The organism is Algoriphagus resistens, assembly GCF_001442615.1.
GTDB classification, from domain to species: domain Bacteria; phylum Bacteroidota; class Bacteroidia; order Cytophagales; family Cyclobacteriaceae; genus Algoriphagus; species Algoriphagus resistens.
Genome location: NZ_LMXN01000001.1, coordinates 689,024 through 707,292, shown reverse-complemented (window position 1 = coordinate 707,292; position 18,269 = coordinate 689,024). Strand labels below are relative to the sequence as shown.

The 18,269-nt window shown below is 44.5% G+C and carries 12 protein-coding genes; 10 read left to right on the top strand and 2 right to left on the bottom strand.

Going from position 1 to position 18,269, the window contains the following annotated elements; genetic code table 11:
• The first annotated feature begins 11 nt into the window (after window positions 1–11).
• A complete protein-coding gene (locus AS141_RS02960; protein ID WP_057936116.1) occupies window positions 12–1,940 on the top strand; it encodes a c-type cytochrome in 1,929 nt (642 codons plus the stop codon).
• A 158-nt stretch (window positions 1,941–2,098) separates the two neighbouring features.
• Here the strand turns inward: AS141_RS02960 and AS141_RS02955 are convergent, their stop codons facing one another.
• Together AS141_RS02955 and AS141_RS02950 are read right to left on the bottom strand one after the other, a co-directional pair.
• Window positions 2,099–2,695, bottom strand: a complete 597-nt coding sequence (locus AS141_RS02955; protein ID WP_057936115.1) for an RloB family protein — start codon at window positions 2,693–2,695, stop codon at window positions 2,099–2,101.
• 4 nt (window positions 2,696–2,699) lie between these two features.
• The gene (locus tag AS141_RS02950) at window positions 2,700–4,043 is read right to left on the bottom strand and encodes an AAA family ATPase (protein WP_057936114.1); all 1,344 of its coding nucleotides are present in this window, start codon (window positions 4,041–4,043) and stop codon (window positions 2,700–2,702) included.
• Window positions 4,044–4,501: 458 nt separating this feature from the next.
• Here AS141_RS02950 and AS141_RS02940 point away from each other — a divergent pair, with 458 nt between their 5' ends.
• The 9 genes from AS141_RS02940 to AS141_RS02900 all read left to right on the top strand — a co-directional run bounded on the left by AS141_RS02940 (window position 4,502) and on the right by AS141_RS02900 (window position 18,261).
• Window positions 4,502–6,730: a heavy metal translocating P-type ATPase gene (locus AS141_RS02940; protein ID WP_057936112.1), complete on the top strand. Its 2,229-nt coding sequence runs from the start codon at window positions 4,502–4,504 to the stop codon at window positions 6,728–6,730.
• 183 nt (window positions 6,731–6,913) lie between these two features.
• Window positions 6,914–7,123, top strand: coding sequence for a heavy-metal-associated domain-containing protein (locus AS141_RS02935; protein ID WP_057936111.1), 210 nt, complete (start codon window positions 6,914–6,916; stop codon window positions 7,121–7,123).
• A gap of 278 nt (window positions 7,124–7,401) precedes the next feature.
• Window positions 7,402–7,827 carry a CHY zinc finger protein gene (locus AS141_RS02930; RefSeq protein ID WP_082632163.1) on the top strand — a complete coding sequence of 142 codons (426 nt, stop codon included), beginning with the start codon at window positions 7,402–7,404 and terminating at the stop codon, window positions 7,825–7,827.
• Between the two features lie 122 nt (window positions 7,828–7,949).
• On the top strand, window positions 7,950–8,366 hold the full coding sequence (locus AS141_RS02925) for an HYC_CC_PP family protein (RefSeq protein WP_057936110.1): 417 nt from the start codon (window positions 7,950–7,952) through the stop codon (window positions 8,364–8,366).
• A 92-nt stretch (window positions 8,367–8,458) separates the two neighbouring features.
• Window positions 8,459–12,277, top strand: a complete 3,819-nt coding sequence (locus tag AS141_RS02920; protein WP_057936109.1) for an efflux RND transporter permease subunit — start codon at window positions 8,459–8,461, stop codon at window positions 12,275–12,277.
• A 2-nt stretch (window positions 12,278–12,279) separates the two neighbouring features.
• Window positions 12,280–13,509: a TolC family protein gene (locus tag AS141_RS02915; protein ID WP_057936108.1), complete on the top strand. Its 1,230-nt coding sequence runs from the start codon at window positions 12,280–12,282 to the stop codon at window positions 13,507–13,509.
• 111 nt (window positions 13,510–13,620) lie between these two features.
• Window positions 13,621–15,660, top strand: a complete 2,040-nt coding sequence (locus tag AS141_RS02910; RefSeq protein ID WP_057936107.1) for a copper-translocating P-type ATPase — start codon at window positions 13,621–13,623, stop codon at window positions 15,658–15,660.
• A 92-nt stretch (window positions 15,661–15,752) separates the two neighbouring features.
• Entirely contained in the window at window positions 15,753–17,537 is a 1,785-nt protein-coding gene (locus AS141_RS02905) for an efflux RND transporter periplasmic adaptor subunit (protein WP_057936106.1), read from the top strand.
• A 28-nt stretch (window positions 17,538–17,565) separates the two neighbouring features.
• Window positions 17,566–18,261: a PepSY domain-containing protein gene (locus AS141_RS02900; protein WP_057936105.1), complete on the top strand. Its 696-nt coding sequence runs from the start codon at window positions 17,566–17,568 to the stop codon at window positions 18,259–18,261.
• Window positions 18,262–18,269 lie beyond the last annotated feature (8 nt).

Genomic DNA, 18,269 nt, shown 5'->3' with positions numbered 1-18,269 from the left:
ACAGCGCAAAGATGAAAACATTACTAAGAAATAAATTCACAAAAATTGCCTTTGGACTGGCTGCTGTAATTCAGCTGATGCCTGGGCAAGTAGATGCACAGGAATCTCCCAAAGAGGAAGATTTCTTCAAAATCATGCGGGTAACCGCTCCTGAAGGCACACTTCTGGAAGTCGGTGGTCTGACCGTATTGCCAAATGGCGATCTAGGTGTAGCTACGCGTAGAGGTGACGTATTTATCGTGGAAAACCCTACCAGTCCAAGACCTTTCTTCAGAAAGTTCGCTTCAGGACTACACGAGATTCTAGGATTACATTATGAAGACGGGGCCTTTTATTTAGCCCAAAGAGGCGAATTGACCAAGCTGGTAGATACGGATCAGGACGGTACGGCTGACTTGTACGAGACAGTTTATGCCTGGCCATTGTCTGCCCACTACCACGAATATAGTTTCGGCCCTAAAGTAGGTCCCGACGGTTCATTCTTTGTTTCGGCAAACGTAGCTTTTGGTGATCAGGAATGGTGGAGAGGCGAAAGCCGGGTACCAATGAGGGGATGGATCATGAAGATCAACCGTGACGGAAGTATGGAACCGTATGCCACAGGCATGAGATCTCCTGCAGGCCTGGGAATGCTGGGAGACCAATTGGTTTATACAGAGAACCAAGGCGATTACATGGGGTCAGGTGGGCTTTGGTTCATCGACAAAGGAGATTTCACTGGTCATCCGGCTGGATTGGCCTGGACTGACCGACCTGATTCTCCTTTGAAATTGACTGCTGAGGAATTTAACAAAGTAGTCGATCCGCAAAAGGTTCCTAACGGAACAGGTGGATACCTGAAGCCTGAGAACGTAATTGACGCACCTTATATCACCAATGCCCAGGCAAAGGAAAAGCTTTCTGATTTGAAATTGCCTGCAGTTTGGTTACCTCACGGTATCCAAGGTATCTCCAACTCAGAGCCTGTATTGATTCCAGAAGGACATTTCGGCCCTTTTGCGGGACAGGTTTTGGTAGGTGACCAAGGTCAAAGTAAAATCATGCGAGTAATCCTGGAGGAAGTGAATGGCGTGATGCAGGGAGCTTCCATCGATTTTAGATCCGGGTTTCAGTCTGGGATCTTGAGAATGGCCTGGGCACCTGATAAGTCTTTGTTTATCGGAGAGACCAACCGTGGCTGGGGTTCGGCAGGTGAAGCAAATGAAGGCCTTCAGAGACTGGTTTGGAACCACAGCATTCCATTCGAGATGAGAACTGTAAAAGCTCAGCCTGATGGGTTCCTTATAGAGTTTACCAAACCAGTGGACAAAGCTTCTGCGGAAGACCTGACTTCTTATGCGGTAGAAAGTTTCACCTATAAGTATCACCCGGTGTACGGCAGCCCTCCGGTTGACAACAAAAATCTGAAAGTTCTCGGTGTGGAAGTAGCTGCAGATGGCATGTCAGCAAGAATTGCAGTGGAAGGCTTGAGGCCTTACTATGTTCACAAAATCAGTTTAACTGGTGTTAGGGCTGTTGACGGAAGCTTCTCTTTGGTCCACCCGGATGCTTACTACACCTTGAACAGCATTCCTTCCGGAGCCAAAATGGTAATCAAAACCCCTGCTTCTGAGCCTGTGAAGGAAGTAGCGGCAAAACCGGCCGCAACTAAGCCAGCGCCAGTCAAAACAGTAGCCTCAGCGGTTCCGACCGATGCAGAGATCAAAACTATTTTGGCCAAGAACACTTGTTCGGCTTGTCATATGAAAGACAAGAAAGTGATTGGGCCGGCATATACTGAAGTAGCAAAAAGAAGATATTCTGACGAAAAAATCGTTGAGCTGATCTACAATCCGCAACCTCAAAACTGGCCTGATTACGCTACTGAAATGCCTCCAATGGCTCAGGTATCCAAAGAAGATGCGATGAAAATCGCCAAATGGATTAATTCATTGAGATAAGCCAATCGGCATTCCATAGTCAACTGTCCACAGCAATTGGCTTTTTAGCTAGTATTTCCCAGCTTCTGGAGAAGCTGGCCAACTTTAAAGGCTTAGCGAATCGATTCGCTAAGCCTTTTTTTGAATATGTCGGACGACAGTAATTTTTTCGCTGAAAATCACTTATTAAAATACCATTCAAAGAACAGGTATGTTTGTGCCCTCGGATAAAGTTCATCCTGCCCCTCCCTGTCTTCGAGAGCCCTTGCATTTGGCATAGCATAGGTCTTAAGCTGATCCTTATAGTTCGAGTAGAGTTTTGCTTTGGAAAGAAATTTTCCTGATTTAATGTAATTCACAATTCTTCCCCGTTTGCTCAATTCTGTGGAAACTTGTTCACAATTCGAAAAGAGCCGTCCCGTCCTCATAAAATGTAGTAAGAACCACATTTCAAAACATGGGTTATTTTCAAGAACTTTGACACCTGCATGCTGAACTTCCATTTTTCGACGGTAATACTCCCCTCCTTGTCTGTCTTGAATAATTGTATCCATGTCAATTAGAGCATACACATAGGTATAATCTTTGCTCAATTCTAAATCACGGTCTAGCACCCCTCTATAGCTCCCTATTTTGCCTGGAAAATCAGGGAAAATATGCAAGTTTTTTGGCCTGTCTGTGTCACGGACATCCGCAAAATATATGGACTCAGTCTGTCCGTCCCCAACGATAGCAACTGTATCCCTCAGTGGTATTCTTTGATGGCGATGTCTCATGGGTTTAGCCTTCAGTTAAAAATGGTGAGCCGAGATTTGGCTTAGCACCAAGCTTCCCTACTCTATACGCATTAATAATGCTCGCGTCCTTTCGAAGAACAGAGCTGTCAAAATCAGATGCGGAATACAGATTCATTGCTCCATCATTATTTTTCTCGCTAAACCATAACGCATCTTTCCTTATAAAATCTTGATTCTCAAGCAACGAAACATTGTGGGTGGTTATCAAGAGCTGGGAATTAGTTGAGTTTAGTAAAAAGACCTGAAGAAAATGCTTCATAAGATCCGGATGCAATGATGTTTCAAGTTCATCAATGCAAAGCATGTGTGGATTGTGGATAATTTCATACAAGGCTCCCCCTAGCCCAAAATACCGTTTTGTTCCGTTGCTTTCAGACTGAATGGGTAATGTATAATCCTGGTTGTTAAGTTTGTGAATGAAGTCAATCTTCCTTTGTATTGAACCACCACCATAATATTTCAACTCACCTTTGCCTGTTCCTTTATCAGGTCTAACGACAGTTTCCATCGGGAAACTTCCTTGAGAAATGACTTTCGGATTGAGATCCACTAAAGGGTCTTCATAAGGTACGTTAATATCGTAGTCACTGATGTTCACCTTCGAGATCTGATTGTCTGCTTTATGCAAAAAAGTACTGATCCATTTTCCGATTAACGGATTATGGTCGAAATAAGAAGTTGTCAAATGTGTCAGGTCCTGAGATGCACTGATCATTCCGAGAAGGTATTGATTGAACCACAGATTCAATTTTTCGAGTTCTGCGATGTCAACATTCGTTCGCGCATATGCTCCGATTACCGTATTGTTGTGGAGTGTGTTTGCTTCCAGCAGATCTCTTTCACGCGCTGGCACCCTTATTCGACTGCCAAAATCAATTTTTGCAAGCCGCTTTTCAGGAGCTGTGATTCTGGTAAATAATTCGGTCGGTTTTGCAGTCTGGTAATAGACAATCTTTTCATGTAAGACTCCCTGTTTGTTGAACTTCAGATTATAGATGTATCGCACGTCTTGTACATAAAATGAGAGCTCAAAATCTGAAGGAATAGTATAGGGAGAATCCCGGAAAAGAAAGGGGTCAAAATCCAGTTCCAAGGCTTTATCAGATTTTGGTTTCAGCAGTAGTTTCCTCAGAAAATCAAATGCCTTCAAAACGGTTGTTTTTCCAGAAGCATTGGCGCCATAAATATAGCCAAGTTTAAGAAGCCTGCGACCGTCTGGCATTTCAACTTCATAAGCTTCAGACTCCCCTACCTCCCCTACTTCAAAATCCAATACTACTTCATCTTTGATCGGGCCAAAATTGGTTATTTTAAGGTAATGAATCATTATTTTTATACATTTTGCAATTTTAACGCAAAATATTAAAAAATAATTGAAATTGTATCATTTAATTACGCTTCCCTTCCTTTGGGGGCCAATTTCCAGATTTCGTTTTCTGCTGCCAGGCAATTGATTTTTGGTATGGTCTGGAAACAGACGTAAGATATCAGGCTGGCTCGGGCCATGGACACCAAAGGGAACTGTTCAGCTTCTTTAATCCGCTTTTGGATTACACTGAATATCAGATTGGCAATCAAGACCACCCATACCTGTGTTTCCTCTGGCACAAGCCTTCAGGCGCATACGCTACTTTATTTCCAAAACTCAATAATAAAAATTGTGAATCTCTGCGCACCCCTCTGAGGCCAAAGAACCAAAATCTCATAACTTTTCTTCAAAATTCCATAACACTTACAGTCCTTGGTCTCCCTAAGTTTGTATTGTCAATCAAGGACAACGAACTCATGGAAGAAGCAACTCAAGTAGTGCACAAAGAAACTTTCCCTGTCACCGGTATGACCTGTGCAGCCTGTGCATCCAGTGTGGAAACAATTCTGGCACATACAGACGGGGTAAAATCTGCGCAGGTAAATTTCGCTTCAAGTACGGTATTAGTAGAATACTCGGATGAAGTAAATCCTGAAGGCCTGAATGAAGCGCTTTCAGCAATAGGATATGGCCTGATCACAAAAACAGAAAATGCAGATGAAACTGTCTCAGCAAATCAGGCTGAACATTACCAAAAACTAAAGAAACATACGATTGGTGCGGCGATTCTAACCCTTCCTATTTTCATCATCGGGATGTTTTATATGCATTGGCATGCAGGCCCCTGGGTTTCCCTCGTTTTGACTGTTCCTGTGATGACAGTTTTTGGAAAACGTTTTTTTATCAGTGCCTGGAAACAAGCCAGGAATAAAAGTGTCAACATGGATACACTTGTTGCGCTCAGCACAGGAATAGCTTTTGTATTTAGTCTGTTCAACACCCTGTTTCCGGAATTCTGGACCAGCCGGGGTTTTGAGCCGCATGTGTATTATGAAGCGGCCACTGTGATCATCACCTTTATTCTTTTCGGAAAATTGCTGGAGGAAAAAGCGAAATCCAGAACTTCTTCCGCACTTAAAAACCTAATGGGCCTTCAGCCAAAAACCCTGAAAGCTATTCTCAATGGCGAGGAAAAAGAAATCCCAATTTCCGAGGTTCAGAAAGGCTATGAAATCGTAGTGCGCCCGGGAGAGAAAATCCCTGTGGATGGTAAAGTGCTTTCCGGAAATTCATTTGTTGACGAAAGCATGATCAGCGGCGAACCCATTGCCGTAGAGAAATCCCCTAATGATCCGGTTTTTGCAGGCACCATCAATCAAAAAGGAAGTTTTCATTTTAAAGCTGAGAAAGTCGGAAGTGAAACCCTCCTGTCACAGATCATTAAGCGTGTACAAGAGGCGCAGGGAAGCAAAGCTCCGGTACAGAAGCTCGTCGATAAAATCGCATCTGTTTTTGTCCCTACAGTCATTGCGATATCGATTCTGACCTTTATTGTCTGGATGACAGTAGGAGGAGAAGATGCTCTTTCCCATGCCATTCTGAATGCTGTTGCCGTGCTGGTTATCGCGTGTCCCTGCGCACTGGGACTGGCTACCCCTACTGCTATTATGGTCGGGATCGGTAAAGGTGCGGAGAATAATATTCTAATCAAGGATGCCGAAAGTCTGGAAATAGCCCATAAAGTAAATGCAGTAATTTTGGATAAAACCGGGACTATAACCGCTGGAAAACCTACCGTGTCAGCTATCGCCTGGGCCAGTGATGGGTTGAAAAACACGTTGGCCCCTATCCTACTTGCCATAGAATCCAAATCTGAGCACCCTCTGGCAGATGCAGTAAGCAAAAAGTTAAAGGAAGATGGCTTCACCGCTGAACCGGTTTCAGATTTTCAAAGCCTGACAGGCCAGGGCGTGGAAGCCAAAAACCCTTCAGGTCAGAAGTTCTTTATAGGAAACACTAAATTGATCCACCTGAATAATATTTCATTAAAATCCGACTTAGAAGAGTTGGCAAATACCTGGAGCGATGAAGCCAAAACCGTAGTGTTTTTCGCAAGTGAAGAAGCAGTGCTCGCAGTAATTGCCATTTCTGATGAGATCAAACCCAGCTCGAAATCAGCAATCCAAAAGCTCAAAGAGAAAGACATAGCCGTTTACATGCTCACAGGGGACAATCAGCAGACCGCTGCTTCTGTAGCCAAACAAGTTGGGCTGACCGACTTCAAAGCCGGGGTGATGCCATCTGATAAATCTGCCTTTGTCAGGGAGCTTCAGGCCCAGGGCAAAATCGTGGCGATGGTCGGGGACGGCATCAATGATTCAGAAGCGTTGGCACAGGCAGATATCAGTATTGCCATGGGACACGGATCAGACATTGCAATGGATGTGGCTAAAATGACCATTATATCCTCAGATCTTGAAGTCATTCCCAAGGCTTTAAACCTGTCTGGCCAGACCGTCCGTGGCATTAAAGAAAACCTCTTTTGGGCATTTATCTATAATCTGATCGGAATTCCCATTGCTGCAGGGGTACTTTATCCCCTCAATGGATTCCTGCTCGATCCCATGATCGCCGGTGCCGCAATGGCCTTCAGTTCTGTCTCGGTCGTGTTGAACAGTCTGCGGTTGAAAAGCAAAAGAATTTAAACTTCATTATTCATCATAAACTATTCATCATCCACTATTTTGCCTTGGTACAAAATGCAAAGTAACCAGAAAAGCAACCAGAATTAAATCATTAATTATTAGACACTTAGAGAAAACTTTCGCCTTTACCTCCTTCGAACTACAATTCTAATCTTTCAATTTTCAAATTATACAATTTCAGCTATGAAAACTCAAAAATTCAAAACCAACATCGCCTGTAGCAACTGCCTGGCAAAGGTAACTCCCATCCTGGATGCCGAACCAAAGATCAAATCCTGGTCCGTGGACTTACAGAGTGAAGACAGAATCCTGACTGTAGAATCCGATGACATCACAGCAGATGAAGTATTCAAAAATGTGCTAAAAGCAGGTTTTATCGCAAAACCAGAATAAAATACTGAATCCAGAGGATTACAGCTGGTGCTGCCCGGGATTTGCAGTCCCGGGCTAATTGATCCGTATTTGTGCTCCTGATACTTAGGAAAGAAACAACGGGAATTAAAACCTTAGCATCCCTATATACCCGGAATCAAAGGTTAACTGTTGAGCTAAGTGAAATGGAATATGCACTAATATTCTAATACGTACAGTGATAGCCTTCGGAATTTTAGAAATCCCAAAGGTTAATTACCTTCAGGTTCCAAATGATTAAACAGTCCCAAACAGCAACCATGAAAATCCTGTTACTTTCCTTTCTGACATTAATTTGCAGCCAGGTTTTAGCCCAACAAGCTACTTTGCTCCCACTGGTAAAATCAGAAATAAAGGGAATAAATATCTATGGGAAAACTGTCGATAATCAGACCCGATGCCAGCACTGGCATTCGGACCTGGATATCATTGCCATCAAATTCAAGTGCTGCGGGAAGTACTATCCATGCTATTCATGCCATGAGGAAGAAGCTGATCACAAACCGGAAGTTTGGCCAAAAGCGGCCTTTGACAGCAAGGCGATTCTCTGTGGGGTATGCGGTACGGAACTGACAATCTCGGAATACCAGGCCAGTGGCAATACATGTCCAAAATGCTCTGCCGCTTTCAACCCCGGTTGTAGCAAGCATTATCATTTGTACTTTGAGACAGATTCAGGTAATTGAGCACATTATGTGTTTGATAGCTAATTAATTATCAATAAATTACAATGAATCCTATTTGGTAGGATTCATTATCTGGTTGGAAAAACCAAACCTACTGAACATTAATACGTAATTTTAACCTGTTGAAAAAGCAAATTTCCATAGCGCTGGCACTTCTTCTGATGTTCTCAAACATCGGAATGGCCAAGAGCACCCATCTATGCATGGGTTCAGAAATGCTGGCGGAATTTGGAATTGCAATTAAGCATCTGGATTGTGGAATGGGCAACTCACACAAGCAGGAGTCTGGCTACTCAGAACAAAGCCTAGATCCTATTGAATGCTGTCAGAATCAATTCGAGCTGGTTCAAAACGATAAGGATCAAAACCTCAAAGTCGTAAAAATCGATGCTGCCCAACTGGTTTTTTTAGCTGCATTTACACAAGCGTTTATCTTCAATATTGCCGTAATTTCCGATGACAGGCAAGCACAACCCTACTTAATCCCCCCCACGATTGAAAAGGACTTTAATGTTCTGTTTCAATCCTTCTTGATTTAATTCTTCCTGGTGTTAGGTCATATGACCTCTTTTTAGCTAATGGATAAATCCATGGCTCCTTCTATTTTATTTCCTTATACCAGGATTAAATCATGCTTAACTCGATTATCAAATATTTTCTAGAAAATAAACTTGTTACATTTCTTCTGCTGATCGCTTTGATTGCCGCAGGAATTGCAACAGCTCCTTTTGGATGGAAAGTAGGCGCTCTGCCTACTGACCCGGTTCCCGTGGATGCTATTCCCGATATTGGCGAGAACCAACAGATTGTCTTCACCCAATGGCCAGGCCGGTCCCCACAAGACATTGAGGATCAAATCTCATATCCTTTAACCACTTATCTGCTTGGTCTCCCCGGGGTGAAATCAATTCGCAGCTCCTCTATTTTCGGTTTTTCCAGCATTTACATCATTTTTGATGAAGACACCGAATTTTACTGGTCCAGGTCTAGAATCCTGGAGAAACTCAATTCATTACCCTCAGGATTACTTCCTGAAGCAGTACAACCTGCACTAGGACCTGATGCCACTGCATTGGGCCAGGTATACTGGTATACCTTGGAAGGAAGGGATGCCGAAGGAAACCCGACGGGGGGATGGGACTTACATGTGATACGGTCTGTTCAGGATTTTTTTGTCAAGTATGGGCTCAATGCTGTGGAAGGAGTTTCGGAGGTAGCTTCCATAGGTGGTTTTGTGCAGGAATATCAAGTTGATGTGAATCCGGATGCCTTGAAAGCGTACAACATCCCATTGGACAAAGTGATGCTGGCCGTCAAACAGAGCAACCGTGATGTGGGTGCCAAGACCGTTGAGATCAATCAGGCCGAATACCTGGTAAGAGGTCTGGGCTACCTCAAAAACGTCGAAGATCTGGAGCTGGCTGTGGTGGATGTCAAAGATAATGTTCCCATCAGAATCAAAGATATCGGAGTGGTAAGTCTTGGCCCTGCAAATCGAAGAGGCCTTTTGGATAAAGACGGTGCTGAGGTAGTAGGGGGTGTTGTAGTGGCGCGATACGGTTCCAATCCACTTCAGGTGATCAATAACCTGAAAGAAAAGATCAAAGAAATTGCCCCAGGTCTACCACGTAAAACACTGGATGACGGAAGGGTAAGCCAACTCACAATAGTTCCGTTTTACGACCGGTCTACACTGATCCAGGAAACGTTGGGAACCCTGGAAGAAGCCCTTTCATTGGAAATCCTTATTACTATTCTGGTAGTGATAGTGATGGTTTACAATCTCAGAGCTTCCATCCTGATATCGAGTTTATTGCCTATCTCAATATTGATGGTATTTATTGCCATGCGGTATCTAGGAGTAGATGCAAACATCGTTGCGCTGTCAGGTATTGCAATCGCGATTGGAACCATGGTGGATTTAGGGATTATTCTTACCGAAAACATCCTAAAACATATAGATGAAGCGCCTGCAGAGCAGAAATTAATTACCACAATCTATAAAGGTTCATCCGAAGTGGCCACCGCCATTCTTACGGCAGTCTCTACCACTATTGTCAGTTTCGTGCCCGTGTTTACCATGGAAGCTGCTGAGGGAAAACTTTTTGGTCCTTTGGCTTACACGAAGACTTTTGCATTGATTGCAGCGCTGATTGTCTCGCTATTGATCTTACCCATGCTCGCCCATCTGCTGTTTGGCTTTAAATTAAAAAGTAAAAGAAGTAAAATAGCTGGCAGTTCAGTAGTGGTAATTGTTGCTGTTCTTGCCTTGACGTATGGGTACTTCTGGTCAGGATTTATGCTTCTGGCGTTTGCAGGTATTGCACTTTTCAAATACCTGGTAGAAACTAGGCCTATTGATCTACCGACACGGTTAAGGCCTGTCTACAACCATATAGAAATCATTTTAGTAATGGTTGGGGTGGTATGGCTTCTGGCTAGCTACTGGTTACCGTTGGGACCGGGTAAATCCTTACTGACAAACGTAATTTTTGTGGGTATTTTGGTAAGTATAATACTTGGCGCATTCTGGGTACTCGAACTCTTCTACAAAAGGATACTGATCTGGTGCCTGGACCACAAAGCACTCTTTCTAACTATCCCTGCAATCCTGATCTTACTCGGGGGTACCATATGGATGGGCTTTGCCAAGATTTTCGCCGTTATTCCATCTGTCACACATAAGGTCGGATGGAATATCGAATCCGGCAAATTCTGGTCAGGGCTGGATCATACGTTTCCCGGCATGCAGAAAGAATTTATGCCCTCCCTGGATGAGGGAAGCTTTCTGCTGATGCCAACAGCCATGCCCCATTCCGGTATTGCTTTTAACAGAAAAGTAATAGGACAGCTGGACATGCTGCTTACAAGTATTCCGGAAGTAGCGCTTACAGTAGGGAAATTAGGGCGGGCGGAATCGGCTCTGGATCCGGCTCCCATTTCCATGTATGAAAACATAATTAACTATAAACCGGAGTATCTACTAAATAAAAAAGGCCATCGGCAACGCTTTAAAACGGACAAAGAAGGACGTTTCATTTTTACCAGCGGGGATACGTTAAGCAATCAGGAAGCCCTGGAAAAAGCTGTGCCCACAACGGGACTGATTGCCGATGAAGCTGGACTCTACTTTAGAAACTGGAGGGAAACTATTCATTCTCCCGATGATATATGGAATGAAATCATAGCGATAACCAAAATCCCCGGCATCACTTCGGCCCCTAAACTCCAGCCGATTGAAACCCGTCTGGTCATGCTTCAGACCGGTATGCGTGCACCAATGGGGATTAAAATCTATGGTCCAGACCTCCAGACTATCGAAGACTTTGGCATACAGGTGGAAAATATTCTCAAAGAAGTGCCTTCGGTCAAGCAGGAAGCAGTTTTTGCAGATCGGATTGTAGGCAAGCCCTATTTGCAGCTCAATATTGACCGTGAGCTAATCGCCCGGTATGGTTTGAGCATAGAATCGGTTCAACAGGTAATAGAAACTGCCATTGGGGGGATGAATATCACCAACACAGTAGAAGGCAGACAACGGTTTCCTGTACGTGTACGCTATCCCAGGGAACTCCGGGACGATCCCGAATCGCTGGGAAAAATTCTCGTCCCCACTCCTACCGGAGCCCAGGTTCCGCTTGGTCAGCTCGTGAAGTTTGAATACCTGCGTGGTCCCCAGGCAATAAAAAGTGAGGACACCTTCTTGGTAGGATATGTGCTGTTTGACAAAAAAGAAGGCTTCTCGGAAGTAACTGCAGTGGAAGATGCCAGAGAACTCATTCAAAGCAGGATTGATTCCGGAGCATTGGAAGTGCCACAAGGAGTGAGTTTTAAATTCTCTGGCAGCTACGAAAATCAGGTACGTGCAGAGAATAGACTCAGCATTATTGTTCCGGTGGTTCTTCTGATCATCTTCCTGATTTTATATTTCCAGTTCCGCTCCGTGGCTACTTCATTGATGGTTTTCACGGGTATTGCCATGGCTTTTAGCGGGGCTTTTATCCTGCTTTGGTTATATGGCCAATCCTGGTTTGGAGACTACAGCTTCTTTGGGACGAATTTCCGCAACCTCTTTCAAATTCACACCATCAACCTAAGTGTTGCCGTATGGGTAGGTTTCATCGCTTTGTTTGGTATTGCCACAGATGATGGTGTGCTGATGGCCACCTATTTGGACCAAAGTTTTGCCAAAAACAAGACTGACAATTTCAGAGGTATACGAATGGCGATAGTTGAAGCCGGTCAGCGCAGAATCAAGCCGGCTATAATGACTTCAGCTACCACTATTATTGCTTTACTGCCAATTTTGACTTCTACGGGTAGAGGTTCTGACATCATGATTCCTATGGCCATCCCTGCTTTTGGTGGAATGATCGTAGCGGCTATCACCTACTTTATTGTTCCCGTGCTGTACTCCATCCGGGAGGAACGAAAACTTAAAAAAAGCTGAAAATGAAAATCATCACACTTTCCCTTCTTTTGCTTCTGGGAGTTAGTTATTCAGCAGCTTCCCAAAGCCTGGCCGACTATTTCCAACTAGGGGCCGAAAACAACGTGGGACTAAAAGCCAAATACAAGGCTTTTGAAGCGGCAATGGAAAAAATTCCACAAGTGGGCTCCCTGCAGGATCCGAGCTTGTCTTTTGGCTATTTTATCTCTCCTGTAGAAACCCGTGTAGGACCGCAAAAAGCCCGCTTTTCGCTAACTCAAATGTTTCCCTGGTTTGGCACGTTACAGGCACAGCAGGATGTAGCTTCCTTACAGGCCGAGGTGAAATATCAGGAATTCCTTGATGCAAAAAACCAGCTTTACAACCAGCTGGCTGCTGTATATTATCCTCTTTTGGAAACCCATGAGTTAATTGCTATTGAGCAGGAAAACCTCCGCATCCTTGAAACCTACTATTCCCTTGCCACTTCCAAACTTGAAAACGGAACGGGATCACTCACTGATGCACTTCGTGCGGACATTCTGATCCAGGCTGCCAAAACGAATCTTGAGGTACTAAAGGTTAAAATTGATGGAAGCAATTCATGGCTTAACTCCCTGCTTTCACGGCCTCATGATTCCCCCGTTGAGATCTCAGAAAAGTTAGAAATCATAGGGGAAGAGCGGGAGATTTCACCGGATTCTATCCAGTCCAACCCCTTGTTGGAAGGTATGGATCTGAAAATCCAATCCAGTGAAGCCAGCAAGCGGGTAGCCCAAAAGCAAGGTATGCCCAAGCTGGGTGCGGGAGTGGATTATGTGCTGGTGGGAGAACGGACAGATATGGCCATGGCTGATAACGGCAAAAATGTACTGATGCCCATGGTCACAATGAGTCTTCCGATTTTCCGTGGCAAATACAAAGGGGCACAAAAAGAGGCTGAGCTGATGCAGGAGTCCTATAAACTGGAAAAGGAGGAGTTAAACAATAAGCTTTACGGTTCCTATCACCGCTATTCTACAGACATGAAAATCCAGGATGACCTGATCTCACTGTATGAAAGGCAGGTGGTGACCACTCAGCAAAACCTAACGCTTCTTTACAATTCCTATAGCAACTCAGGGAAGGATTTTGAAGAGGTTTTGAGCGTGCAACAGCAATTGCTGGAATTCAAAAAAATGAAACTCAAAGCTATGGTGGCTTATAAAACATCCTTGGCGCAAATCAACTACATAACCGCCAAAACTTACTGACCATGAAAAGAAAGAGCTACCTGAACATCGCAACAATGCAGGCAATTTCATTTGTCATCCTACATGCAGTGATGTTTTTGAACCTATACATTCTAGTAAACCCCATACACTATGGACCATTCAGATCACAAGCATCAACAGCATGATTCCCATCAAAAGGGAAAACATGCCATGAAAGGAGCGCAAGGCCATGACCACAGCATGCATCATATGCATATGATCAAGGATTTCAAAAGACGATTTTGGGTTTCTTTGGTGATCACCTTGCCGATAGTAGTCCTGTCGCCAATGATCCAAAGACTTGTTGGCTATGAATTCAGGTTTGAGGGAGACCGATACCTGCAATTTGCACTTTCCTCTCTGGTGTTCTTCTATGGTGGCTGGCCTTTCCTGAAAGGCATGGTGGATGAACTAAAAGACAGGAAACCCGGAATGATGACCTTGATTGCCCTGGCCATTGCGGTAGCCTATTCCTATAGCTCCGCAGTAGTATTCGGTTTGTCGGGGAAAATATTTTTCTGGGAGCTCGTCAGTTTAATTGACATCATGCTCTTGGGCCATTGGATAGAAATGAAATCTGTAATGGGTGCCTCGAATGCCTTACAGGAACTGGCTAAGATGATGCCCTCAGAGGCTAGGAGAATCAAGGAAAATGGAGATGCTGAAGATGTTCCTATTGCAGAGTTAAAGTCAGGGGATGTAATCCTGGTGAGACCCGGTGAGAAAATCCCCGCAGATGGACAGATCCTGGAAGGGAGTAGTCATGTAAATGAATCCATGCTTACGGGTGAATCCAAGCCGGTAGCCAAACAAAAAGACAATGAGGTAATTGGCGGTTCGGTTAACGGGAGCGGCGCCTTGAAGATTAAAGTCAGGCACACCGGGGAAGATTCCTATTTATCCAAAGTAATCGGCTTGGTTACAGAAGCGCAGAAAACCAAGTCCAAAACCCAGAACCTGGCCAATAAAGCCGCGGGTTGGTTGTTTTACATTGCTTTGGCAGCAGGGATCATCACCTTGGTAGTCTGGTTAAGTTTAGGAGAAGACTTCAACTATGCCTTGGAGCGGATGGTTACCGTCATGATCATATCCTGCCCCCATGCGCTGGGATTGGCCGTTCCCCTGGTAGTTGCAATTTCTACTTCCGTCTCTGCCAGGCATGGCTTATTGATACGCAACAGAACTGCTTTTGAAAACTCCAGAAAACTGACCGTTGTCATTTTTGATAAAACCGGAACCCTGACCAAAGGGGAATTCGGGGTAACCCGGTTCAAAAGTATAGGGGCCGGGATGGATGATCAAGAATTACTTTCAATAGCAGCCGCCGTCGAAAATAGTTCCGAGCACCCCATAGCGGCCGGAATAGTAAGAAAATCCAAAGAGTTAGCACTTAAACCCGGCAAGCCGGAAAATTTCCAGAACATCACGGGAATGGGTATACAAGCTAAACTCAACGGGAAGGAAATCAGCATTTTGAGTCCGGGAGGATTGAAACAAAAAGGCATAGCACAACCGGAAGGAGCATTTAAATCAGAAGATGAAACCGTGGTTTTTGTCCTTTCGAACGGGAAACTAATCGGTTTTATCGCTTTGGCCGATGAAATCAGGGAAGAATCCCAGGAAGCCATAGACACACTCAAAAAACAGGGAATAAAAATACTTATGGCTACAGGCGACAATGAATCAGTGGCTAAAGCAGTAAGTAATACGCTGGGGCTGGACGGCTATTATGCAGAAGTAATGCCGGAAGACAAGCAGCAGATTATCAAAGACCTGCAGTCAAAAGGTGAATTTGTAGCAATGACCGGGGACGGCGTCAATGATGCCCCTGCTCTGGCACAGGCCAATGTAGGCATCGCCGTTGGATCAGGCACTGACGTAGCAGCCGAAACAGCAGATATTATTCTGGTGAACAGCAATCCAAAGGACATTGCCAATTTAATCCTTTTTGGGGGCGCGACCTACAAAAAAATGATGCAGAACATCTGGTGGGCGGCAGGCTATAATATAGTTGCCGTCCCACTGGCTGCCGGTGTTTTGGCAGGGGCAGGAATAATTCTTAGCCCTGCTATTGGTGCTGCTCTGATGAGCCTGAGTACTGTGATAGTTGCATTAAACGCCCAATTGTTAAAAAGACAAATTAAACCCTAACTGAAAACGAGCATGACGAAAACATCACACACTGGGATGATTATAAGGCATGCGAGATTCCATTTGGCCTTTAAAAGACAAATTATAAACACATGAAAAATATATTCAACAATAAAATTGTCCTGGTAGTCCTAACATTGGTGGCAGGACTGGCCATCGGTTGGCTGATCAAGCCTGCTTCGGAGCCAAAAATGGAAGTCGATAAACATGATCATATCGAGTCTATTGCGGGAATCCCTATGACTTACACCTGCTCCATGCACCCTCAGATCCGACAGGATGGGCCCGGTGACTGCCCTATCTGCGGGATGGATCTTATTCCACTGGAAAACGATAACACCGAAGCTGATCCTATGTCCGTGAGCATGTCTGCTACCGCTATGCAGTTGGCAGGAGTCCAATCCCTGATAGTCGGAAATGCCAACGCCAGCAAATCCATCAGGCTAAATGGTAAAATCCAGGCAGATGAACGGCAGAATTATACCCAGTCGGCGCACATTCCCGGAAGAATCGAAGAGCTGCAGATCAACTTTACAGGGGAATACGTCAAAAAAGGTCAAGTGCTGGGACAGATTTATTCACCGGAACTGGCAACTGCCCAAGAGGAACTTTTCCAGGCAGAAAAAATCAAGGACAGCCAGCCGGCGCTTTTCAATGCAGCTAAAGAAAAACTCAAAAACTGGAAACTCACAGAGGTACAGATTGAACAGATTCTGGCAACCGGCAAGGTGACTGAACAGCTTCCTGTTCTGGCCAATGTCTCCGGATATGTCACCGAAAAGATGGTCAATCTGGGTGATTATGTAAATCGTGGTCAGGCAATCTATCGAATCGCTGATCTGAGTAAAGTCTGGGTACTCTTTGATGTTTATGAATCTGAGCTCCAATGGATCAAAAAAGGTGATCCTATACAATTCACAGTACAATCATTTCCTGGAGAGACATTCACAGGCAAATTAAGCTATATAGACCCGGTCATTAATTCCCAGACCAGAGTAGCGAAAGCACGGTTGGAGGTAAGCAACCCCAATCTGAAATTCAAACCTGAAATGTTTGTTTCCGGGGAAGTTGACAGCAAAGCCCCTTCCAACAAAGACAATAGCATTGTAGTACCAAAAACAGCTGTGATGTGGACAGGGACCCGTTCGGTTGTTTATGTAAAACATGTAACTGATCAGGCCGTGACTTTTCAACTTCGGGAAGTTACCCTTGGTCCGTCATTGGGCTCAGAATACCTCATTACCTCAGGATTGGAACCCGGTGAAGAAATTGCCGTAAATGGCACCTTTAGTATTGATGCGGCTGCCCAACTGGCGGGAAAACCGAGCATGATGTCCCCGGAAGGAGGTGCTGCGATGACCGGACATAATCATGGCCAGGTCACTGAAAGAAAACCAGCCACCCAGGTTTCTGCCGGTCCTACGGAGATTTCCGCAAAAGCCAAGGATGAGCTGAAACCCGTTTTTGATACTTATTTCAAGCTGAAAAATGCATTGACCAAGGATGAGCTATCCGGATCCAAATCCAGGGCAGCCGACATGCTGAGCGCATTGGAAAAAGTGAACATGGCTGAATTCAAAGGTGATGCCCACAATGAATGGATGAAATACAGCGAAAAAATCAAAGCAGCACTTGCCCAGATCAGTACCCAAAAAAAATTAGAAGAAATAAGAAAATCCTTTGGTTCCGTATCCGATGAGCTGCTTGGATTGGCTGAGAACTTCCGGCCCTTATCCACCAAAATCTATGTACAGCATTGTCCCATGGCAGACAGCAACAGAGGTGCGGATTGGCTGAGTTTGGAAGAAAAAGTAGTCAACCCATACTTTGGGAATGCGATGCTTACCTGTGGTGAGGTCACCAAAACAATCCCTTAAAATTTACGGGTTTAACACTCACGAATAGATGCGCAAAAACAATCAGTATTACGCACGCAGGATCCACAGATTTTTGGGCGTATTTATTGGAATCCAATTCCTGCTCTGGACCATTTCAGGGCTCTATTTCAGCTGGACGGCTATTGATGAAATCCATGGCGATCATTTTCGTACCGAACATATGATGCATGAAAATGCAAACGCCCTAATCGCTATAAACAAGCTTGACACTACCCTGATGATATCATCCCTTGAGCTAAGGTTTGTCAACCACAGACCTTACTATTGGGTAAATCAGAGCAAGTTGTTTGATGCCAAAACAGGAGAACTCCATCCAGGGATTTCAGAAGCAGAGGCAAGAGAAATCTCCCGGATTCATATCAAAGATGAGCTCCAAATTAAGGAAATGGAATACCTGACCAAGGCAGGGGCCCACCATGAATACCGCGGTACTCCCCTACCTGCCTGGGCTGTACATTTTGATCATCCTGAAAATCTTGTGGCCTATGTAGACGCCAGAAGCGGACAGTTCACCAAGGTCAGACACAGATCCTGGCGTTGGTTTGACTTTCTCTGGATGTTTCACACCATGGATTATGCCGGAAGGGATAATTTCAACAACCTTTTGCTACGGATATTTTCCCTGGCAGGATTGGCAGCCGTAGGTTCAGGCTTCACCTTATTCTTTATGGCAAGACCGAAAAATAAAAAACAAAAAAAATAAATACCTAT